This is a genomic window from Caulobacter sp. DWR3-1-2 (assembly GCF_049896225.1).
In the GTDB taxonomy this organism is placed as follows: domain Bacteria; phylum Pseudomonadota; class Alphaproteobacteria; order Caulobacterales; family Caulobacteraceae; genus Caulobacter.
In genome coordinates this window covers 125391-145242 of record NZ_JAFCTW010000009.1, presented here as the reverse complement: position 1 = coordinate 145242, position 19852 = coordinate 125391, and the positions used below count along the sequence as shown (strand labels likewise).

Annotated in this window: 18 protein-coding genes, 1 tRNA gene and 2 pseudogenes; 16 read left to right on the top strand and 5 right to left on the bottom strand. The window is 64.5% G+C overall.

All coding sequences use genetic code 11. The annotated features are described in order from the left end of the window. Nucleotides 1-26 precede the first annotated feature (26 nt). Nucleotides 27-368, top strand: a complete 342-nt coding sequence (fdxA, locus tag ACP696_RS14145) for a ferredoxin FdxA (protein ID WP_426009589.1) — start codon at nucleotides 27-29, stop codon at nucleotides 366-368. Nucleotides 369-746: 378 nt separating this feature from the next. Further along, a complete protein-coding gene (locus ACP696_RS14140) occupies nucleotides 747-1268 on the top strand; it encodes a CarD family transcriptional regulator (protein WP_426009586.1) in 522 nt (173 codons plus the stop codon). A 139-nt stretch (nucleotides 1269-1407) separates the two neighbouring features. On the opposite strand, the gene ACP696_RS14135 is transcribed toward ACP696_RS14140, so the two are convergent. Further along, a complete protein-coding gene (locus tag ACP696_RS14135) occupies nucleotides 1408-2694 on the bottom strand; it encodes a dicarboxylate/amino acid:cation symporter (RefSeq protein WP_426043937.1) in 1287 nt (428 codons plus the stop codon). Between the two features lie 100 nt (nucleotides 2695-2794). On the opposite strand from ACP696_RS14135, the gene ACP696_RS14130 reads away from it, so the two are divergent. Beyond that, a tRNA-Arg gene (locus ACP696_RS14130) sits at nucleotides 2795-2871 on the top strand. Nucleotides 2872-3234: 363 nt separating this feature from the next. Here ACP696_RS14130 and ACP696_RS14125 read toward each other — a convergent pair. After that, entirely contained in the window at nucleotides 3235-4317 is a 1083-nt protein-coding gene (locus ACP696_RS14125) for a recombinase family protein (RefSeq protein ID WP_426043936.1), read from the bottom strand. A 34-nt stretch (nucleotides 4318-4351) separates the two neighbouring features. On the opposite strand from ACP696_RS14125, the gene ACP696_RS14120 reads away from it, so the two are divergent. The 3 genes and pseudogenes from ACP696_RS14120 to ACP696_RS14110 all read left to right on the top strand — a co-directional run bounded on the left by ACP696_RS14120 (nucleotide 4352) and on the right by ACP696_RS14110 (nucleotide 6505). Continuing rightward, nucleotides 4352-5050, top strand: coding sequence for an IS6 family transposase (locus tag ACP696_RS14120; RefSeq protein WP_426009584.1), 699 nt, complete (start codon nucleotides 4352-4354; stop codon nucleotides 5048-5050). 64 nt (nucleotides 5051-5114) lie between these two features. Continuing rightward, a pseudogene (locus ACP696_RS14115) lies at nucleotides 5115-5556 on the top strand (transposase); the annotation flags it as partial. Between the two features lie 817 nt (nucleotides 5557-6373). Then, nucleotides 6374-6505: a hypothetical protein gene (locus ACP696_RS14110; RefSeq protein WP_426043933.1), complete on the top strand. Its 132-nt coding sequence runs from the start codon at nucleotides 6374-6376 to the stop codon at nucleotides 6503-6505. 2 nt (nucleotides 6506-6507) lie between these two features. Here ACP696_RS14110 and ACP696_RS14105 read toward each other — a convergent pair whose 3' ends face one another. Then, nucleotides 6508-6834 carry a hypothetical protein gene (locus ACP696_RS14105; RefSeq protein ID WP_426009578.1) on the bottom strand — a complete coding sequence of 109 codons (327 nt, stop codon included), beginning with the start codon at nucleotides 6832-6834 and terminating at the stop codon, nucleotides 6508-6510. Nucleotides 6835-7447: 613 nt separating this feature from the next. Here ACP696_RS14105 and ACP696_RS14100 point away from each other — a divergent pair. From ACP696_RS14100 to ACP696_RS14090, 3 genes are all read left to right on the top strand, one after another. Next, nucleotides 7448-8104 (top strand): PAS domain-containing protein, encoded by a 657-nt coding sequence (locus tag ACP696_RS14100; RefSeq protein ID WP_426009576.1) that lies wholly within the window; start codon nucleotides 7448-7450, stop codon nucleotides 8102-8104. Nucleotides 8105-8357: 253 nt separating this feature from the next. Next, complete coding sequence (locus ACP696_RS14095; protein WP_426009573.1) at nucleotides 8358-9125, top strand: bacteriorhodopsin-like; 768 nt, start codon at nucleotides 8358-8360, stop codon at nucleotides 9123-9125. Then, entirely contained in the window at nucleotides 9100-10053 is a 954-nt protein-coding gene (locus ACP696_RS14090; protein WP_426009570.1) for a Brp/Blh family beta-carotene 15,15'-dioxygenase, read from the top strand. The genes ACP696_RS14095 and ACP696_RS14090 overlap by 26 nt, the downstream gene beginning before the upstream one ends. 60 nt (nucleotides 10054-10113) lie before the next feature. Here the strand turns inward: ACP696_RS14090 and ACP696_RS14085 are convergent, their stop codons facing one another. Further along, a complete protein-coding gene (locus ACP696_RS14085; protein ID WP_426009567.1) occupies nucleotides 10114-10629 on the bottom strand; it encodes a CBS domain-containing protein in 516 nt (171 codons plus the stop codon). A gap of 331 nt (nucleotides 10630-10960) precedes the next feature. On the opposite strand from ACP696_RS14085, the gene ACP696_RS14080 reads away from it, so the two are divergent. Further along, on the top strand, nucleotides 10961-11386 hold the full coding sequence (locus tag ACP696_RS14080; RefSeq protein WP_426009564.1) for a fasciclin domain-containing protein: 426 nt from the start codon (nucleotides 10961-10963) through the stop codon (nucleotides 11384-11386). A gap of 619 nt (nucleotides 11387-12005) precedes the next feature. On the opposite strand, the pseudogene ACP696_RS14075 reads toward ACP696_RS14080, so the two are convergent. After that, nucleotides 12006-12699 (bottom strand): annotated as a pseudogene (locus tag ACP696_RS14075) (IS6 family transposase). A gap of 293 nt (nucleotides 12700-12992) precedes the next feature. Here ACP696_RS14075 and ACP696_RS14070 point away from each other — a divergent pair. The 6 genes from ACP696_RS14070 to kdpC all read left to right on the top strand — a co-directional run bounded on the left by ACP696_RS14070 (nucleotide 12993) and on the right by kdpC (nucleotide 19852). Further along, a complete protein-coding gene (locus tag ACP696_RS14070) occupies nucleotides 12993-14063 on the top strand; it encodes a hypothetical protein (RefSeq protein WP_426009562.1) in 1071 nt (356 codons plus the stop codon). 455 nt (nucleotides 14064-14518) lie between these two features. Beyond that, nucleotides 14519-14611 carry a potassium-transporting ATPase subunit F gene (locus ACP696_RS14065; protein ID WP_007667944.1) on the top strand — a complete coding sequence of 31 codons (93 nt, stop codon included), beginning with the start codon at nucleotides 14519-14521 and terminating at the stop codon, nucleotides 14609-14611. Between the two features lie 13 nt (nucleotides 14612-14624). Next, entirely contained in the window at nucleotides 14625-16337 is a 1713-nt protein-coding gene (gene kdpA, locus ACP696_RS14060) for a potassium-transporting ATPase subunit KdpA (protein WP_426009558.1), read from the top strand. A 30-nt stretch (nucleotides 16338-16367) separates the two neighbouring features. Further along, on the top strand, nucleotides 16368-18449 hold the full coding sequence (gene kdpB / locus ACP696_RS14055; protein WP_426009555.1) for a potassium-transporting ATPase subunit KdpB: 2082 nt from the start codon (nucleotides 16368-16370) through the stop codon (nucleotides 18447-18449). A gap of 120 nt (nucleotides 18450-18569) precedes the next feature. Continuing rightward, nucleotides 18570-19274 carry a TorF family putative porin gene (locus tag ACP696_RS14050; RefSeq protein ID WP_426009551.1) on the top strand — a complete coding sequence of 235 codons (705 nt, stop codon included), beginning with the start codon at nucleotides 18570-18572 and terminating at the stop codon, nucleotides 19272-19274. Between the two features lie 14 nt (nucleotides 19275-19288). Further along, the gene (kdpC, locus tag ACP696_RS14045) at nucleotides 19289-19852 is read left to right on the top strand and encodes a potassium-transporting ATPase subunit KdpC (protein ID WP_426009548.1); all 564 of its coding nucleotides are present in this window, start codon (nucleotides 19289-19291) and stop codon (nucleotides 19850-19852) included.

Here is a 19852-nt window from a genome sequence, read left to right as displayed (position 1 = left end):
GCCGCCCGAGAAACTCCGAGCCCTCGATGACCTACATCGTTACCGACGCCTGCATCAAATGTAAGTTCATGGACTGCGTCGAGGTGTGCCCGGTCGATTGCTTCTATGAGGGCGAGAATTTCCTGGCCATCAACCCGGACGAATGCATCGACTGCGGCGTCTGCGAGCCCGAATGTCCGATCGACGCTATCAAGCCCGACACCGAGGATGACCCCGACGGCAAGTGGCTGCGGATCAATTCTGACTACGCCAAGATCTGGCCGAACATCACCGTCAAGGGCACGCCGCCGGCCGACCGCGAGGACTTCGAGCGCGAGACTGGCAAGTTTGAAAAGTACTTCAGCGAAAAACCCGGCAAGGGCTCCTAAGTCCGCTGGCGTCCCTGGCGCCTAGAGCTTAACCATTTTCCCCTCGCGGCTCGGCTCACTCCCCGCCGAACCAGCGCGGGCGGCTAAACAGGCTGCAAGCCTTTCATCAAGCTGAATTTTATGATATTGTAGGTTTCGACGTAAAGGTCGCGATGACTCGCGCCTGCCCGTCTTGTGAACGATGTCAGCCGGGAAACCGGCGCGCCCGATCGAAGGCGAAGGGTGACTTAAGAACTATTCCAAATCCCAACCGGTCTTGGCCCCGCACCCCTTTCGCGGTCGGGTCCCTATCGGCGTTTGGACACTTGATTTGGAAACCCTGTAAGCCCGAGTGGAACGGCGTTTTGGGCCTGGCCCGAACTTATTGAGGACGAACGAATGAGCAAGAGCGGTCTGGAATTCTCGGTCGGCGACCACGTCGTTTATCCCGCGCATGGCGTGGGCACCATCCGGGGTGTCGAGACCCAGGAAGTGGCCGGGATGTCGCTCGAGGTCTATATCATCACCTTCGACCACGAAAAAATGACCCTGCGCGTGCCGACCAAGAAGGCCAAGACCGCCGGTTTGCGCCCGCTGGCCGAAGGCAACACCGTCAGCCAGGCCCTGACCACCCTGAAGGGCCGCGCCCGCGTCAAGCGCACCATGTGGTCGCGTCGCGCCCAGGAATACGAAGCCAAGATCAATTCGGGCGACCTGATCTCGATCGCCGAAGTGGTGCGTGACCTGCACCGCGCCGAGAACCAGCCGGAACAGTCCTATTCGGAGCGCCAGCTGTACGAATCGGCCCTGGACCGCATGGCCCGCGAAGTGGCCGCGATCGAGCGCATCGACCGTGAAGCCGCCATCGGCATCCTGACCAAGTCGCTGGTCAAGGCCCCGGTGGCCGCCGCAGCGGCCTGAGTCTGATCTGCTGAACTCCAGGAAACGCCCTCGGACCCTGGTCCGGGGGCGTTTCCATGTCACCTTGCGGACGGACCCGGGCGCGCTGTCGGCACGCCCGCTTTGGGCTCTGTCTTCAAGCAAGGCTTACCGAGGAAGCTCAGGTCGCCGGCAGTTCCTCTGGGAGCTCGTCGATGGGCGCATTGGGTCCCCGGGCCAGCTCGCGCTCCAGCCGGTCGCGGTCGAGCGCGCCCTCCCAGCGCGCCACCACCAGGGTGGCCACGCCGTTGCCGACCAGATTGGTCAGGGCCCGGCACTCGCTCATGAACCGGTCGACCCCGACCAGCACCGCCAGGGCGGCGATGGGGATATCGGGCACGACGGCCAGGGTGGCGGCCAGGGTGATGAAGCCCGCGCCGGTCACGCCGCTGGCCCCCTTGGAGGTCAGCATGGCCACGCCCAGCAGGGCGCCCATCTGGTAGACGCTCAGATGGGTGTTGGTCGCCTGGGCCAGGAACAGGGTGGCAAGGGTCATGTAGATGTTGGTGCCGTCGAGATTGAAACTGTAGCCGGTGGGGATCACCAGCCCGACCACCGACTTTCGGGCCCCCAGCCGCTCGAGCTTCTCGATCATCTGGGGCAGCACCGATTCCGAGGAACTGGTGCCCAGCACGATCAGCAGCTCCTCGCGGATGTAGGCCAGGAACTTGAGGATCGAAAAACCACTCAGCCAGGCGATGGTCCCCAGCACAACCAGCACGAACAGGATGGCCGTGATGTAGAAGGTCGCCACCAGCGCGCCCAACTGCACCAGGCTGCCGATCCCGTACTTGCCGATCGTGAAGCCCATGGCCCCGAACGCCCCCAGAGGCGCCAGCTTGACCACCACGTGGATGATGCCGAAGAACAGCTTGGCCAGATCCTCCATGACCCCGGCCGCCCGGTCGCCGAACTCACCCAGGCGCGTGCAGGCAAAGCCCGTCAGGATCGCCACCACCAGCACCTGCAGCAGGTTGCCGTCGGCGAAGGCTCCGAAGAAGGTGTCGGGGATCAGGTGCAGCAGATAATCGACCAGCCCCTCGCCGTGATGGGCCTTTTCCAGATAGCCGGCGGCGATCTTCGGATCGAGGTCAGCGGGGTTGATGTTGAAGCCCGCGCCGGGATGCAGCAGGTGGCCGACCATCAGGCCGATCGCCAGGGCCAGGGTCGAGACCACCTCGAAATAGAGCAGGGCCTTTACGCCCACCCGCCCGAACGCCTTGATGTCGCCCATCCGGGCGATGCCGCCGGCCACGGTCAGGAAGATCACCGGGGCGATCACCAGCTTGATCAGCTTGATGAAGCCGTCGCCCAGCGGCTTCAGCTCGATCCCGACCTTGGGCCAGATCGCCCCGACCAACACCCCCAGGGCGATGGCGATCAGAACCTGCACGTACAGTGTCTTCAACGGCCGAAACACGCCCATGCCAGTCCCTCTGCCGCGCTTTTCAACCCCGGGGTTCGCACGCCCGGAAACTTGCGCTATTGACCCGGACGTCGCGCGACGCGGCCCGGTAGCTCAGCAGGATAGAGCAGCGCTTTCCTAAAGCGAAGGTCAGGGGTTCGAGTCCCTTCCGGGCCGCCATGCGACCCCGCCAAGCCAGGCTCTCCACCGCCAGGAGCCGGCAAGCCCCCGAAGCGCGGGACTATTCCCCAGGCAAACCGGCAGGCTTGAGCCCGGAATCCGTCAGCTGAGCCGCTTTCGACGGCAGGTAGGCGCGCCATTCTCCGCAGCGCTAAACGCCACTCCTGTTTCCCTGTTTAACAGGGAATAAGAGGGAATTTTTTGATTGGCTGATCCGGTCAGCACGCGGCTGTCGCGGGATTTCTGCTGTAGCGACGATGACTTATGCGTGGAAGACAATCACTCGCCCGCAAGAGACCGACACGGAACTGGGAATTTTCAAACCTATATCAGGGAAAGAAATGGAGCGACGCGTGCGCCCGCTTAGAGCGCAAAAAGCTGTCGCTGATCGGCCCAGGCCAACGGGATGTGCTGGTCGGCCAAAGCCCGCGCCGTAAGCCCGGCGGGTTGGCGGCCATCCAAGATCGCCCTCTGGATGTCCGGCGCCAGGAAGGCCAGGCGTGCAAGCCGACGCATATAGGAATCGCGCAGACCTTCGGTTTGACGCCAGTGCTCAGGCGACTGCGTCGGCCCCGCGTTGATCTTGGTCAGCCCATTATGGGCCTGAGCCAAGGCTTTGAGAAGCTGCTTGTCCGGCCGCCCGACAGCCGCCGCACCCGCCGGCTTCACCATCCAAGTCCGCCCGCCGCGAAACACCGGCCGCACGCCGATGATGAGCTCGATTGTCTGTCCACTTCGTTTGCCCACGGCAATTTGATCATCGGCCTCCAGACGGGCGGCGATGCGGCTGACTGCGGCAGCGGCGTCACCGTCGCCCAGGACCGCCTGGCGATCGAGCGTCAACCGCACGCTGTTGGCCTCGACATCAACGCGGCGAAGGATCGGCAAGAGGGCTTCAAGCGCGGTGTCGGTGGCCGGTTGATCCAAACAGCGGCTCACCCGATCGAGCACCAGAGCCTCCATCGGTAAAGCGGAGATCCGGCCGATGACACCCGCGGGCAGGGCCTCGCCGCGCTGGAGGGGCACGGAGACATAATAACAATGGCGGCCGCCGTTTTTGCCATAGGCGAAGCTTGGACCCATCCGATTGCCCAGCGCGTCGAACACCAAACCCTTGAGGGGCAGCGAACCAGCCAAGGTGCCTTTGACTCGGCGCTTAGCGGCGTTGACCGCTAGCTGCTGTTGGACGGCCTTGAAGAGCTCGGCGGGGACAATGGCGGGATGAGCCCCCGGATGGATCCGATCGCCATGCACGATTTGACCCAGATAAACTCGGCTTTGCAGCAGGTGGAACAGCGAGCCTCGCGAGAGGGGTTGCCTCCCCTTGTCAACGCCGGCTTTGGTTTTCCAGCCTTTGGACAGCACGCCTGAGCGGGCCAGCTCGTCACGCAACGCGTTGACGGATTTGAGCTCCAGGTAGCGCGTGAAGGCTCTGTCAGAGCAAATTGCCGTCGCCGCCTGCGCCCGTTAGCCTGCCGGAATGAAGAACCCGTTCCGCTACTTCAACAGCTCGCCCGAGGTGATCCGCCTCGTGGTGATGATGTACGTCAAATACCCGCTGTCTCTGCGCAACGTCGAGGATCTGCTGGCCGAGCGTGGGATCGACATTTGCCATGAGACGGTGCGGTTTTGGTGGAACAGGTTCGGGCCGATGTTCGCGGCCGAGATCAGGAGCAAGCGTGTCCAGCGGATGAAGGCCTTCACTCACTGGCGGTGGCATCTCGACGAGATCTACGTGAAGATCAACGGCGAGATGCACTACCTTTGGTGTGCGGTTGACCACGAAGGCGAGGTGCTGGAGTCCTTCGCCAGCAAGACACGTGACAAGCCTGCGGCTCTGAAGTTCATGAAGAAACTCATGAAGCGACACGGCTCCGCCAGAGTAGTCACGACCGATGGGCTGCGCTCCTACAAGGCGTCGATGAAGGAGATCGGCAACGCCCAGAAGCAGCAGATCGGCCGCTGGGCCAACAACCGATGTGAGAACTCACACCTGCCATTCCGACGACGAGAGCGCGCCATGCTGCGGTTTCGACAGATGAAGACCCTGCAGAAATTCAGTTCGGTCCACGCCGCCTTCCATAACCATTTTAACCAGGAGCGCCATCTCGGTAGCCGGGGGATTTACAAGGAAAGACGCTCGGCCGCCTTGGCCGAGTGGCGCTCGGTCATGGCGTAAAGGCTGGCTTGGGTTGGGCTTCGTGCGCCTACCGGAGACAAGTTGTCGTTAGACTGACAGCACCGTCCTGGCCTATCTGGCCCGCTACACCCACCGCGTCGCCATCTCCAGCAGCCGCCTGGCCGCCCTGGACGACAGGGGGCACCTTTCGCTGGAAGGACTACCGCCAGAACGGTCAGGCCCGGCGCAAGGAGATGACCCTGGCGCCCGGCGAGTTCATCCGCCGCTTCCTGATCCACGTCCCGCCCAGCGGATTCCATCGCATCCGCCACTACGGCCTTTTCGCCAACACCGGCCGCGCCGCCAACCTGGCCAAGGCCCGCGCCTTGCTCCAGACGCCGCCGCCATCTCCGGTCGCCTCCAACCCCGAGCCCCAGACCGACGCCAAGCCGCCGATCGCCTGCCCTTGCTGCGGCGGACGCATGATCCTCGTCGAGATCTTCGAGCGCGCAGGCCCGCCACGCAGCGCGCCGCCAAGACCCGTGTTCAGGATCGACTCGTCATGAGGCTCACAGACAACGCCACCCAAAATCGCAGCGCTACAGCAACGGCCAAGGGCCGCGTGAGCGGCCTTGCGCACCAACGCCAAAAAGCGGCCCTGAGCGCCCAAGAACACCCCGACCCGCACATCATCAGGGGCATCGTAACGGACCAAACCGGCCGCCTTGCAGCAGCGACAACGGCCAACAGCGCATCGCCCGCGACCCCATGGGACCAGCGCGCCCCTCAAATCCCCATAGGCTGCTACCGCCATCCCGCGGGTCAGACTTCGAGCTTTCTCAAACACCCGCTCTCGGGGTCAGCCCCGTCGCCGCGCCTGGCGGGCGTCCAAGAAACCTAAACAGATGCTGACGTTGAGGTGGCTCCAGCAAGTGGACTTTCGCGGCGCCGCTCAACGGCTTAGTGACCACCTCCACGCCAGGCGCTCCGGCAGCTCTAAACGCGTCGGCGAGGGCTGGCTCGAGCTCCAAGGACTCCCACTGTCGCATGGAATTGAGGTGCTCGGTCAGGTCGGGGACCAGCCGTACGCCAAACCGTTTGGCCGCGCCGCTAGCCTTGTAGCCGTTCTTGTGTTGATCAAAGCGCAGGTCGGGGTCACGCGAAGTCTGGCCGACGTACACCCCCCATGGATCGGCCTTCCGAGCATCGTGGAGCAAATCACATAGACCCAGTGTCGCGCCTTGCTGGCACCCCGGCTTATCGCCTTCAGCGAGCGAGAAGCGCGCTCAGCTCTGGGCCACCACGAAGGTCCGCTGACCTGAACCATCCGAGAAGCCTAGCCGGTGGCGGCAACCAACGCCATCAGCGGGCTGCAGCTAAGCGATGACGAAGCTCAACGTGTTGACGGCGCCGACCGCCAACGCAAGCCTGGCGGCGATCGGCACCCACCTGATCGGCGCGCTAATCTTGGCGCTGATGCTGGCGTACGGTCTGGCCACTACCTCAGCTGCCTAGCGTCAGGTGGCTTCGGGGCCGGTTTCGCCATCGCGCAATTCATCAGCTCCAACGAAGGATGCACCCTCTTCGTCCAAGACCCAGGCCCCGAGGAAAGCGGTGTGGGACGGATCGATGTCCTCGTCGATCAGGTCGCCGTCGTAGAGGCCCACGGTGCTAAAATCGAAATCCAGAGCCAGTTGGTGGGCCATGCCCACCATTTCTTCGGCCATGCGGCGCGAATAGCCCAAGGCTTCGCTGTCGTTGGTGAAATCGTCGCTCAGTGTGCTCACCTCCACCGCATCGCTGCCGTGGGTCGCGCTGGTGGTGACGATTGTGAAGGCGGGCATGGGAGTCTCTCGCAGGTGGGGCGCTCACCTAGCCCCGTTCGTTCAAGAACGGGGCTAGATTCTGCAAAAGCCCCTAGCGACCGAGGTGAGCCCGCCGCACCTCTCTGCGCCAGAAGCGGGCTCGGAAATCGCTCCTTAAACCGGACACCTGGCCGACCTACGCGGCGGTCAGGTGAGACCATAAACGGCAAGGTCCGGGCTGAATGCCAGAACACCGGCTGGTTCATGCCGTTCGATGAAGCCCGGGAACATACGGGGCTTGGAGCAAGGACTCAAATGCATCCCCAAAACGCGATCGGCGACAAGTGTCCGGTTCAGCTGATGAACTGCGCCAAGCCATATGGTGCGCCGGGCGCATAACCGGCGAGAAATCCCGGCCCGCGATGGTCCAAGTTTTGGGGGCAAGGTCACGAGATAAACGGCCGCCCGGACATCTTTATCCGGCAGACTTCCCGACATCTCCGACCGACCTACGCAGCAATTAAGGCTATGAATTCATTGAACTATATTTGATACGATATGCCTGTCGTACTGCAATGGGGCTCCGATAGAAGCGACAAGGACAAGATTTGGGCCTGGCATTAAACGGGTGTAAGAGAGTTCTGCATCTGGCATGGTCTTCTGGATGGACAGTGCAGGCACTGATATTGCGATAGACGCCACTGTCTGTAACGCTGAAGCCCGCCATCTGCGGCTTGTGACGGATAGCCCGATCCCTTCGGTGATCAGCGATCCGCGATTGCCCGACAATCCGATCATTGCCTGCAACGATGCCTTTTGCGAGCTCACGGGCTATCCGCCCGAGGAGGTGGTGGGGCGCAACTGCCGTTTCCTGTCGGGACCGGCTACCGAGCCGTGGCTGACTGAGGAAATCCGTCGCGGGGTGCGTGAACATCGTCCCGTGCTCGTCGAGATCCTGAACTACAAGCGCAATGGCCAACCCTTTCGCAACGCCGTCCTTGTCGCGCCGATCTACGACGAGGAAGACGCATTGCTGTATTTCCTCGGCTCTCAGGTCGAAATCGATGCCGATGCGGCGGCGCCCTCGAGCATGCGCCGGATCCGGGCTGCGGAAATGGTGAAGTCGCTGTCGCTGCGCCAAGGTCAGGTGCTCAAGCTGGTCGCCAACGGGCTCTTGAACAAGCAGATCGCGGCGCACCTGAATCTGGCCGAGAAGACCGTCAAGATGCACCGCGCCATCCTGATGAACCGGCTTGGGCTGCATACGACAGCCGACCTGATCCGCCTCGCCGTCGAGGCCGGCCTGTAACCCGTCGTTGTTTCGGATACGGCAGAAGGTCCGTATCGTCGAAAACTTGACCGCAGCCTACGCCGGTTAGGTTGTCACGGCTGCATGGCTGCGCGCTCCAAATGGTCGGTGCGCAGTCGGTTATTCACCTACCTAGTAATGCCGCTGTGGTGACGCTTCGGGGGCCCGAAGATCGTCTCACTATGATCGTGCGACCTCCGCAACACCCCTGCCCAGCGCACTCGCGCTGCGGACAACTGCGACGGAGACTTAGATGGACACCGTTACACCGTTCCAATACCAGCTGATCTATAATGCGTTCTCATTCACTTTTGCGGCGATGTCCGCCGCGTCGATTTTCTTGTGGCTTAGTCGGTCGCAAGTCGCGCCGGCCTACCGCACGGCCCTGACAATATCGGGCATCGTCACCGCCATCGCGGCCTATCACTATTTCCGCATCTTTGAGAGCTGGCACGAAGCCTACACGTTCAAGGACAGCTTGGTGACGGCGACTGGCGTCGCCTTCAACGACGCCTATCGCTATGTCGACTGGCTTCTGACGGTCCCCCTGCTGCTCATCGAACTGATCCTTGTCATGCGCTTGTCGCGGGCGGAAACGACGTCGAAGTCGGTCACCCTCGGGCTGGCCGCAGCGCTGATGATCGTGCTGGGCTATCCTGGTGAAATCGCCACCGATCTGGCGACACGCGCCCTGTGGGGCTCGTTGTCCATGGTGCCGTTCCTCTACATCATCTTCGAGCTGTTCGTTGGGCTGGGCAAGTCGATCAAGGAGCAACCTGTCGCCGCCCAAGGTCTGGTACGTACGGCACGCTTAGTGACTGTCGCGTCCTGGGGCTTTTACCCGATCGTCTTTTTCACCCCGTTCTTCGGCCTGACCGGCGGCGCAGTCGAGACGACCATCCAGGTCGGCTACACGATCGCTGACCTGGTCGCCAAGGCCGGCATCGGCATCCTCGTCTTCCTGATCGCGGTCCGGAAGTCGGAGTCCGACGCCGATGGCCGCAAGGGCTACGCCGCGTGATCCCATGAAAGGGATTGGGCTAGCCCCAACTGCACCCGGTTGCCTCGCGCCCTTGGGACGTTGCAACCGGGTGCTTCCGGCATTCTGGCCAGTAGCAATCGCACTGCTGCTGGCCACATTGCTGGGCGCTCCGATGGGACAGTCGATGGCGGTTACAGCCGCCACAGTCCTGTTTCTCGGGGGCGGCCTGCCACACGGCGCCTATGATATCGCTCTGCTGCGCAGAGCCGTCGCACCGGGTCGGGGGGTACTAGTCCTCGTGATCGGCGGCTACGTCGCGATCGCCGTCGCAATGGCACTGCTGTGGATGACGCTTCCCCTGTTGGCGCTCGTCCTGTTCCTGTCGATCGCGGCTGTGCATTTCGGCGAGGATTGGCAGATGCTCGAAGAACCGCTGCTGCGCATCGCGGCAGGGGCAGCGGTCATCACCGTGCCGACCATCAGCCATCCGACGGAGGTGGCGGCGCTGTTTGCCGCGATGAGCGATGATCGATCGACGCTATTGGTCCGCATCATTTCCGCAGCCGCGCCCATGACATTGCTTGTCACCGCCGTCGGCATCGCGGCAGCCTGGCTAAATGGGAGCCGGACGTGGGCTGCAGCGATGACGCTCTGCCTCGTTGTTCTGTTGGTTGTCCCCCCCGTGATCGGATTCGCCCTGTTTTTTGTCCTCCTGCATTCGCCGCTACACCTTGATCGGGCGAATAGTGTGCTGCGCGAAATGTCGCGGCCGCGCTGGATCGCGACGGGCGGTTTGCTGTCGGGCGCTACGATCCTGGGGTGGATGGCGCTGCAGGTGCTGTTCCCGTTTCGGATCAACGCTAACTTCACGTCGCAAGCCTTTCAGTTGCTCGCCGCAGTCGCCGTTCCGCACCTGCTATTGTCGCATTGGCTGGAGCGAAGGGTGCATGCTGCGGCCGGGCGCTGATCAAGACAGGCGTAGGGCCTAAGGAGTGGCAGGCAGGTGCTGCTCCAATCGTCCCGTCAATCAGCGTAACTGCGCAAAGATCGTGACGGACCAAGCCGCGAAGACGGCGATACAGGCGACAATCATCACGAGCGAGGGGCTGACGTCGAACGTGGCCTTTGCCTGTTCTGTCAGTCGTCCCAATAGTTCTGGCCAAGTGTAGCTGACGAAGTCGCCCTGGCTCATCATACTGATGATCACGCCCTCGTCGTCGACCACCGGCAGGTGGCGAAATCTCTCGTTGGACATAATGCGCAGCCAATCGAGAAGGTCGTCGTCGGCCCTGGCCACTTTCAGATCCGTCGTCATGATCTGAGAGAGCGTCGTCTCGTCCGGATTCATCCGCTTGTTGAGCAGACGTCTCATGAAATCGCGTTCCGTCACGATGCCAAGCGGTTTGCGGTCGGGGCCGACAATGACAGCGGCCCCGTAATTCCGCTCGCTCATCACAGAGACCGCTTCGGTGACCAGCACACCGGGTCCGAAAGTCAGTACGGCGGCTTTGCTTCGAAACTCCGGCCTGTCCTTGATCTTCACGACAATCTCTCCTTGGCGATGACGGGGTCAGGACGACTAAAGCTACCAAGCGCCGGCCCCATCGCATCTGGCGCTGGCCGGTTTGCCCACGGGGCGAGATGGTTCACATCTTCGTAAGAGGCTACTTCTTGGAGGCGGATTGCCGCGGATACCAGATGACCCAAAGCCCGTATGTGCTGCTGCGGGGATCTGTGGGACACGCGCTCTGCGGTGGCGACAGGCTCGCACCGCATCGATGCACGCGCTTCCCTACCCCCGATCTGTGGCGCGCGTCGTGTCGATGAAGATCTTTTCTGCCTCCCCAATGTCGATCGTTCCAAAGGAACCAAACATGACTGATCAGACGCACGATATCGTCGATACCGCCGTGGCTGCCGGCGCCTTCACGACGCTGGTCGCCGCGGTCACGGCCGCCGGTCTGGTCGATACGCTGAAGGGCGCGGGCCCGTTCACGGTCTTCGCCCCGTCGGATGAGGCGTTTGCTGCGCTGCCGGCCGGCACTGTCGAAGACCTCGTCAAGCCCGAGAACAAGGAAAAGCTGACGGCGATCCTGCTGCTCCACGTCGTGCCGGGCAAGGTGATGGCTGCGGACGTCACGGGCAAGGTGATGGATGCGGCAACCGCCGGCGGCGCAACCGTGCACGTCGACGGCACCCACGGCGTGACCGTCGATGGCGCCAAGGTGGTGACGGCAGATATCGCCTGCACCAATGGCGTCATCCACGTGATCGACGCCGTGCTCTTGCCCAAGGCCTAATGGTCCTGCCGCGGCAATCGGGGGTCCTCCCCTCGGTTGCCGTGAGCACCACGGATGATCTCAGAAATGGCGCGAACACGCGGAGGAGATGTGGCTTGTGGAAAACTCCGCCTTCTTCTTGCTCCAGGCTCCAAACTCATTGCGCCCATCAAGTGATGATGGCGGCGAGCTTGTCGTATCGTGTCGCTAGGCGTAGCGAGGTCGATGCGCTCTTTGTGATCGAGCGCGAGGTCAACTGACAGCTCCCTGAGGCGCGCCGCGCCGTCCGTCAGGTGTTGAGCAGGCCGATCGTCGAGACGCTGCGAGCCTATCTCGGGAGGATCATCTGGACTTCTCCCGGATCCACGACCTCTGCAAAGCGCTGAGATCCATGCTCAAGCGCTGGGCAGATTGTTCAGAGCCGCGCCGTTGTCGCCCTGCACCTCCGTGACGTGGTTGTTGGTCCCGGAATTGACGGCGAACTGCTAGGCCACCACCCCGCCGGTGTCGGTGCGGAAGTCGGTCCGGTTAGGGCCGCCGCCCACAAGCAGACCTTCGCAAGGTCAGAGAACTCGCACCGATCACCTCAGCACTGTCAACTTGATGCCGTCGGCTGAAGCTTTCTCTGGCCGAGGTCTCGTCAGGCGGCGGCGCTCGCCTCGCGCCAGGCGTCGTGAGCCGCGGCGCGAAAGGCGCGCAGAGTTGACCGGCCGATGAGGTGACGTTGGGTGTAAGGTGTTGTAGACGCTGGCGTGGGTGGTGAGAAAACGTTGAGCTGAAGGCTGAGACTTGAAGAGCTGCATCTTGCGCTCCCGTCGGCGGATCGGCAGGTGAGAGTTCTCTGCTCTGTTGTTTTCCCGAAGGCGGCCGGGCCGGTGAAGGCCCTCTAGGCCCAGTTCCTTGAGCGCCGCGCCGTAGGACCTCAGTCCGTCCGTGGTGATCGCTTCTGGCTCCACGGGCTGGTTGCGCAGCAGGCGTCTTAGAAGTTTCAGCGCGGCCTCGGTGTCGCGCCGCTTCTGAACGACCACGTCGAGCACCTCGCCCTCGTCATCGACGGCGCGCCAGACATACATCCGCTTGCCCCCGATGGAGCAGACGGCCTCGTCCAGATGCCATCGTGGCGACGGGGCAGGGCGTTCGCGCTTGAGATTCCTGGCGATCTGCGGACCAAACTTGATCGTCCAGCAGCGGATGGTCTCATAGCTGACGTCGACGCCCCGCTGGGCCATCATCTCCTCGACGTCGCGAAAGCTCAGGGTGGAGCGGAAATACAGCCAAACGGCGTGTCTTATGATCTCCGCTGGAAACCGGTGGCGCTTGAATGATAGCTGCACGAATCATCTCCGAACTGGAGCCCCTTTAGACCGGAAGCGGAGACAAGTTAGCGTTAGACTGACAGCACCGCCAAAAAATTGATGCAACCAGCCACCGCCAACTTCGAGTTCTTGCGCCCGCACGGGCCGCAAGCGGTTCGATTGGCGGCCCAGGCGGAGCACTACTTCCGCACCGACCCCAAATACCTCGCTGATCAAGCTGCGCCAGTTCGCCGAACTGCTGGCCAAGGAGGTCGCGGCGCGAACGGGCTTCGCTGAAGTCGCCCGGCGAATCCTTCTCCGATGTCCTCGGCGTGCTTGGCCGCGCCAACTACGCCTCCCGACAGGCGCTCGACCTGTTCCACTACCTGCGCAAGGCCGGCAATGACGCCGTTCACGGCGACCTCGACGACTTCGCCGCCGACCTCGCTGGCCTGAAGATGGCGCGAGAGCTCGGCGCGTGGTTTGTTCGCAGCTACGGCGGAACGCCCAAGCTCGCCTTGGGCCCGTTCGTGCCACCGCCCGCGCCAGCGGACCCTACCGCCAGCCTGAGGGTCGAGCTGGATCAGCTCAGGGCCGAGGTCGAAGGTCACCGCAGCGCCGCCGAGATCGCCCAGGCTCGCGCCGAGGCGCTTGCCCTCGACAACCTCGAAGCCGCCGAACGCCTGCGCCAGGAAGCGGAGGAACGCCAAGTCTGGCAGAAGCTGGCGGAAGACGCCGGGGCGGCGGGGGAGGTCAGAGCCGCTTTGGAGGCCACCCAGCGGCAGGCCGAGAAGGCCGCCCCGGCCGAGCTTGCCAAGCTCGAAAAGGCCGCCGAAGCCGCCGACAACGCCATCAACTTGGGCGAGGCAGCGACCAGGGCCATCATCGACCAACAGCTTCCGAACGCCGGCTGGGAAGCCGACACTCGCGAGTTGCGCTACGCCAAGGGCGCGCGGCCGACCAAGGGGCGTGATCTGGCCATCGCCGAGTGGCCCACCGCCAGCGGCCCGGCTGACTGCGCCCTGTTCGCGGGCCTGACCCTGGTCGGTGTCGTCGAGGCCAAGCGCCGCAATCGCAACGTGATGAGCGTCCTGCCCCACACCGAGCGCTATGCCGCCGGGATCGACCCAGGCGCGCATCTGCATGGGCGAGGGCCGTGGGGCGAGTTCAAGGCCCCTCTGCCTTCTCGACCAAGGGCCGACCCTACCTCAAGCAGTTGGAGACCGCTTCCGGCATCTGGCGTCGGGACCTGCGGCGGCCGACCAAAGCGGGGAGGGGTGGATCTGTACCCGCCGCCACAGCACGGCGGCGGTTGTTACGGCGAGCGCCAGGAGGGCCACCCTGGACTGTCCGGCCGTAAGGGCTCCATTCGCGAAGTTCGGGACGTCATAAGCGTCACATAAGCGGGCGCCATTACGCGACGCTTATGAAGATCAAGGTCAAAGGCCGCTTTTGCGTACGGAGCGCTTATGGCCTTTGGAGGGATGCTGCGGTCGGGACCTCGCGTCGGCCGAGGTTCGACGTCTGAGACGGTGCCGGGAGACCGGCGACGGACACCGCCTGCTGACCAAGGTGCGCTGGCTGGCCGCCCATCCCGCACCGCGCGTCGCCCTCGGAGGCTGAGGCGCACGGCGCGGATCAAGGCGTGGCCGGGGTCTGGGCGCATGCCGATCACCACCGCCGATCCTTATACAGCGCTTATATGGGCCCTCGACTTCGGAATGGAGCCCTTACGCCCGTCCGTGGTCCTGTCCCCCCACTGAACAGGAGGGCTAGAGATGGCCGATGTTGCTTTTCTCGCGCTGGGGGCGGGGCTGTTTGTGGCCTTCGCCGCCTTTGCCACTGCATTGAGGCGCCTATGACCATGCTGGTGAGCGCGCTTTGGGGAGCCGGGGCGATCGTCGTCGCGGCCTATATGGTCGTCGCCTTGCTGCGACCCGACAAGTTCTGACGGATCACATTCCATGAATTGGCAAGGTTGGGCGGAAATCGCCCTGACGCTGGGCTTGGCGGTCGCGATCGGCTGGCCGCTCGGCACGTACATGTCGCGGGTCTGGAACGGCGAGCGCACCTGGCTTGACCCGGTGCTGCGCCCGGTCGAGACCCTGTTCTACAAGGCCGGCGGCATCGACGCCCAGAAGAGCCAGAGCTGGTTCGGCTATGCCAGCGCCCTGCTGGCCTTCAACTTCATCGGCTTCTTGCTGGTGTATGGCGTCCTGCGCCTGCAGGGCGTGCTGCCGATGAACCCGCAGGGCTTTGCGGGCCTGTCGGGTCACCTGTCGTTCAACACCGCCATCAGCTTCGTGACCAACACCAACTGGCAGAGCTATGCGGGCGAGACGACGATGTCGACGCTTAGCCAGATGCTGGTGCTGACCACCCAGAACTTCGTCTCGGCCGCCACCGGCGCGACCATCGCCGCCGCCCTGTCCAGGGCGTTCATCGCCAATCGCGGTGAAAGCGTCGGCAATTTCTGGGCCGACCTGGTGCGCACCACCCTCTATGTGCTGCTGCCGCTGTCGCTCATTGTCGCCATCGTGCTGGTCGCCCTGGGCATCCCCCAGACCCTGGCCGCCGGCGTCACCGCCCACACGTTGGAAGGCGCCGACCAGAAGATCTCGCTCTATGCCGTGGCCTCGCAGGAAGCCATCAAGATGCTGGGCATCAACGGCGGCGGCGTCTTCAACGCTAACTCGGCCCACCCGTTTGAAAACCCCACCCCCCTGACCAACCTGATCACGGCCGTTTCTATCAACGTGCTGGGCTGGGCCGCCTTCTTCGCCTTCGGCCGCAGCGTCCTGGCCAAGAAGGACATCCGCGCCCTGGTCATGGCCGCCAGCATCCTGCTGACGGCCGGCGCGGGCATTGTCTACTTTACCGAGACCCAGGTTCCGCCCGCCCAGATGGCGGCCGGCGTCGACACCTCGGTCAATATGGAAGGCAAGGAGACCCGCTTCGGCGCCCCGGCCACCGCGGCCTGGGTGGCGATGACCACGGGCGCCTCCAACGGCTCGGTCAACGGCATGCATTCCAGCCTCATGCCCCTGGGCGGCGGCGTGGCGATGTTCCTGATGCACCTGGGCGAGATCCTGCCCGGCGGCATCGGCTCGGGCATCGCGATCATGGTCGTCATGGCCATGCTGTCGGTGTTCGTCGCCGGCCTGATGGTGGGCCGCACCCCGGAATATCTCGGCAAGAAGATCGAGGCCCGCGAGGTGCAGTTGTCGATCCTAGCGGTGTTGGCCATTCCGGTGGCCACCCTGGGCTTCTCGGCCACCGCCGCGATCCTGCCCCAGGCGCTCGCCGGACTGATGCACAGCGGACCGCACGGGCTGTCGGAGATCCTCTATGCCTACACCTCGGCGACGGCCAACAATGGTTCGGCCTTCGCCGGCCTGACCGCCAACGCGCCCTGGTGGGACGCCACGCTCGGCGTCGCCATGGCCCTGGGCCGCTTCCTGCCCATCGTGGCGGTGCTGGCCATGGCCGGCTCCCTGGCCGCCAAGCCCAAGCTGGCGCCCTCGGCCGGCACGCTGCCGACCGACAGCGGCCAGTTCGTCGGCCTGGTCGTCGGGGTGATCCTGATCCTGGCTGGCCTGCAATTCTTCCCCGCATTGGCGCTGGGGCCGATCGTCGAGCACTTCCAGGTGCTCAACGTCGTCGCCCAAGCCCATTGATCCCACGACTGATCGCAAAGGCGATTTGAGATGACGACCATTGAAACCCCCTTGGGGAGCCCGCAGGGCGGGGAGGGCCGGCGCAAGGCCGGCGCCCTGGGCGGCGGGATGTCTCCCGCCATCCTGACACGGGCGACCAAGGACGCCTTCGTCAAGCTGGATCCGCGCAAGCTGGCCGGCAACCCGGTGATCTTCGCCACCTGGATCGTGGCCCTGCTGTCGACGGTCTCGGCCGTCGCGGCGGTGGCCAGCCACCAGCCCGCCGGCTTCGCGATCCAGATCGCCGGCTGGCTGTGGGCCACGGTGCTGTTCGCCAACCTGGCCGAGAGCGTGGCCGAAGGCCGCGGCAAGGCCGCCGCCGACAGCCTGCGCGCCACCCGCGTCACCACCAACGCCAAGCTGCTCGACGAGCAGACCGGGGCGGTGGTGATGACTGCGGCCCACAAGCTGGTCGTTGGGTCGCTGATCCTGGTCGAGGCCGGCGACGTGGTGCCGACCGACGGCGAGATCGTCGAGGGCATGGCCAGCGTCAACGAGGCGGCCATCACCGGTGAGAGCGCGCCCGTCATCCGGGAAAGCGGCGGCGACCGCTCGGCCGTCACCGGCGGCACCACGGTCGTTTCCGACTGGCTCAAAGTGCGGGTCACCTCGTCGCCGGGCTCGACCTTCCTGGACCGCATGATCGCCATGGTCGAGGGCGCCAACCGCCGCAAGACCCCCAACGAGGTCGCCCTGGCCGTGCTGCTGGCTGGCCTGACCCTGATCTTCCTGATCGCGGTCGTGACCCTGCTGGGGCTTGGCAAGTTCTCGGGCATCGCCCTGGATCCGCTGGTGCTGGGCGCGCTGTTCATCACGCTCATTCCGACGACCATCGGCGGGCTGCTGTCGGCTGTCGGCATCGCCGGCATGGACCGGCTGATGAAGCACAATGTGCTGGCCACCTCGGGCCGCGCCGTGGAAGCGGCGGGCGACGTCGACACCCTGCTTCTGGACAAGACCGGCACCATCACCTTTGGCAACCGCATGGCCACCGAGGTGATCGCCGCCCCCGGCGTGCGCCCCGAAGCCGCGATGCGCGCGGCGATCAACGCCTCGCTGGCCGACGAGACCCCGGAAGGCCGTTCGATCATCGAGCTGGGCCGCAGCCAGGGCATCGTCATCGACGCCCCGGCCGGCGCCACCTCGATCGCCTTCAGCGCCACGACCCGTCAATCGGGCCTGGACGCTGGCGGCATGTCCTGGCGCAAGGGCGCCGTCGACGCGGTCTACAAGTCGCTCGCCCTGGATCCGAAGATGATCCCGGCCGAGGTCAGCGCTGCGGTTGACCGGATCGCCCGCTCGGGCGGCACGCCCCTGGCGGTCAGCGAGAACGGCGTCCTGGTCGGGGTGATCCACCTCAAGGACGTGGTCAAACCCAACGTCAAGGAGCGCTTCGCCGACCTGCGCCGCATGGGCATCCGCACCGTGATGATCACCGGCGACAACCCGGTGACCGCCGCCGCCATCGCCTCGGAGGCCGGTGTCGACGACTTCCTGGCCGAGGCTACGCCGGAGGACAAGCTGCGGCTGATCCGCGCCGAACAGGCCAAGGGCCGCCTGGTCGCCATGTGCGGCGACGGCGCCAACGACGCCCCCGCCCTGGCTCAAGCCGACGTCGGGGTGGCCATGCAGACCGGCGCCCAGGCCGCCCGTGAGGCCGGCAACATGGTCGATCTCGACAGCGACCCGACCAAGGTCATCGAGATCGTCGAGGTCGGCAAGCAGATGCTGATCACCCGCGGCGCCCTGACCACCTTCTCGATCGCCAACGACGTGGCCAAGTATTTCGCCATCATCCCGGCGATGTTCGTGGTCGCCCTGCCGGCCTTGGGCGCCCTGAACGTCATGCGCCTGCACAGCCCGCAGAGCGCCATCCTGTCGGCGGTGATCTTCAACGCCCTGGTGATCGTGGCGCTGATCCCGCTGGCGCTGAAGGGCGTCAAGTACCAGGCCATTGGGGCCGGCAAGCTGCTGTCGCGCAACCTGCTGATCTATGGCCTGGGCGGCCTGATCGCCCCGTTCATCGGCATCAAGCTGATCGACCTGATCGTCTCCGGCCTGGGTTGGGCCTGATGCTCGGCCCGATCGCCAGGAACCTGATCTTTGGCTTCCTGGCGATCGGGTTCGTCTTCCTGGTGGCTTACGCCGCCCACCTCTGAAACCACGACTTCCTGTTCTGAAAGAACGACCGTCATGACCAAGGTTGCTTTCCCCGCCCTGATCGCCGCCGCCAGCGCCCTGGCCCTCACGGCCGGCGCCGCCTCGGCCCAGGGCGCCGCCGCCAAGCCCTTTACCCTCAGCTACAATGTCGGCGTCGCCTCCGACTGCGCCTTCCGGGGCGTCAGTCAGACCGACGAGAACCCGCAGGTGTTCGGCGGCGTCGATCTGTCCGCTGGCAAGTTCTACGCCGGGACCTGGGCCTCGAACGTCAACTTCGGCGACGACACCGACGCCGAGATCGATCTCCATACCGGCATCAAGCCGACCCTGGGCCCGGCGACCCTGGACCCGGGCGTGATCTATTACGGCTATGTCAACGCGCCCTCGGGCGCCGACCACGCCAATACCGAGTTCAAGGTCGCCACCTCGATCCCGGCCGGCAAGGGTTCGCTGGGCGGCGCGGTGTTCTACAGCCCCGACAGCTTCGGCGCCGCCGACAAGGCGACCCATTACGAGGTCAACGGCAGTTACCCCGTGGCCGAGAAATGGAGCGTCTCAGGCGCGCTGGGTCGCCAGAGCTACAAGGGCTCGGGAGACTACACGACCTGGAATCTAGGCGCGGCCTACGCCATAAACGACAAGCTCGCCCTCGACCTGCGTTACATCGACACCGACCAGCACGACTTCGGCAAGCTCTATGACAGCCGCGCCGTCGCCACGCCCAAAGCCGCCTCGTAGGAAGGAAGACCGTCATGCTTTCGCATCTTCGTCCGGCCATCGTCTCGTCGATTCTGTTCCTTGGCCTCTTGGGCCTGGCCTATCCGCTGGCGGTGACAGGGGTCGCCCAAGCAGCGTTTCCCGCCCAGGCCAACGGCAGCCTGGTCAAGGACGCCAAGGGAACCGTGGTGGGCTCGTGCCTGATCGCCCAGGCCTTCACCAAGCCTGAATACCTGCACCCCCGCCCGTCGGCCGCCGGCTATGACGCCTCGGCCTCCAGCGGCTCGAACATGGGTCCGCTGAACGACAAGCTGATCGCGCGCGAGAAAACCGACGCCGACGCCCTGCGCGCCGAAAACCCCGGCGTGGCCATTCCCGCCGACGCGGTGACCACCTCGGGTTCGGGCCTGGATCCGGACATTTCACCGGCCAATGCCCGCTTCCAGGCCCCGCGCGTGGCCAAGGCGCGGGGCCTGAGCGTCGCCCAGGTCCAGGCCGTGATCGACGGTCACACCCAGGGCCGGCTGCTGGGCTTTGTCGGCCAGCCACGGGTCAATGTCCTGGCGGTCAATCGGGCGCTCGACGCGAAAGGCGGCTAG

Excerpts from the sequence above, each read along its gene's own strand:
- fdxA (WP_426009589.1), top strand. The coding sequence starts at position 27 with ATGACCTACATCGTTACCGACGCCTGCATCAAATGTAAGTTCATGGAC.
- ACP696_RS14140 (WP_426009586.1), top strand. The coding sequence starts at position 747 with ATGAGCAAGAGCGGTCTGGAATTCTCGGTCGGCGACCACGTCGTTTAT.
- ACP696_RS14120 (WP_426009584.1), top strand. The coding sequence starts at position 4,352 with ATGAAGAACCCGTTCCGCTACTTCAACAGCTCGCCCGAGGTGATCCGC.
- ACP696_RS14110 (WP_426043933.1), top strand. The coding sequence starts at position 6,374 with ATGACGAAGCTCAACGTGTTGACGGCGCCGACCGCCAACGCAAGCCTG.
- ACP696_RS14105 (WP_426009578.1), bottom strand. The coding sequence starts at position 6,834 with ATGCCCGCCTTCACAATCGTCACCACCAGCGCGACCCACGGCAGCGAT.
- ACP696_RS14100 (WP_426009576.1), top strand. The coding sequence starts at position 7,448 with ATGGTCTTCTGGATGGACAGTGCAGGCACTGATATTGCGATAGACGCC.
- ACP696_RS14095 (WP_426009573.1), top strand. The coding sequence starts at position 8,358 with ATGGACACCGTTACACCGTTCCAATACCAGCTGATCTATAATGCGTTC.
- ACP696_RS14090 (WP_426009570.1), top strand. The coding sequence starts at position 9,100 with ATGGCCGCAAGGGCTACGCCGCGTGATCCCATGAAAGGGATTGGGCTA.
- ACP696_RS14080 (WP_426009564.1), top strand. The coding sequence starts at position 10,961 with ATGACTGATCAGACGCACGATATCGTCGATACCGCCGTGGCTGCCGGC.
- ACP696_RS14065 (WP_007667944.1), top strand. The coding sequence starts at position 14,519 with ATGACCATGCTGGTGAGCGCGCTTTGGGGAGCCGGGGCGATCGTCGTC.
- kdpA (WP_426009558.1), top strand. The coding sequence starts at position 14,625 with ATGAATTGGCAAGGTTGGGCGGAAATCGCCCTGACGCTGGGCTTGGCG.
- kdpB (WP_426009555.1), top strand. The coding sequence starts at position 16,368 with ATGACGACCATTGAAACCCCCTTGGGGAGCCCGCAGGGCGGGGAGGGC.
- ACP696_RS14050 (WP_426009551.1), top strand. The coding sequence starts at position 18,570 with ATGACCAAGGTTGCTTTCCCCGCCCTGATCGCCGCCGCCAGCGCCCTG.
- kdpC (WP_426009548.1), top strand. The coding sequence starts at position 19,289 with ATGCTTTCGCATCTTCGTCCGGCCATCGTCTCGTCGATTCTGTTCCTT.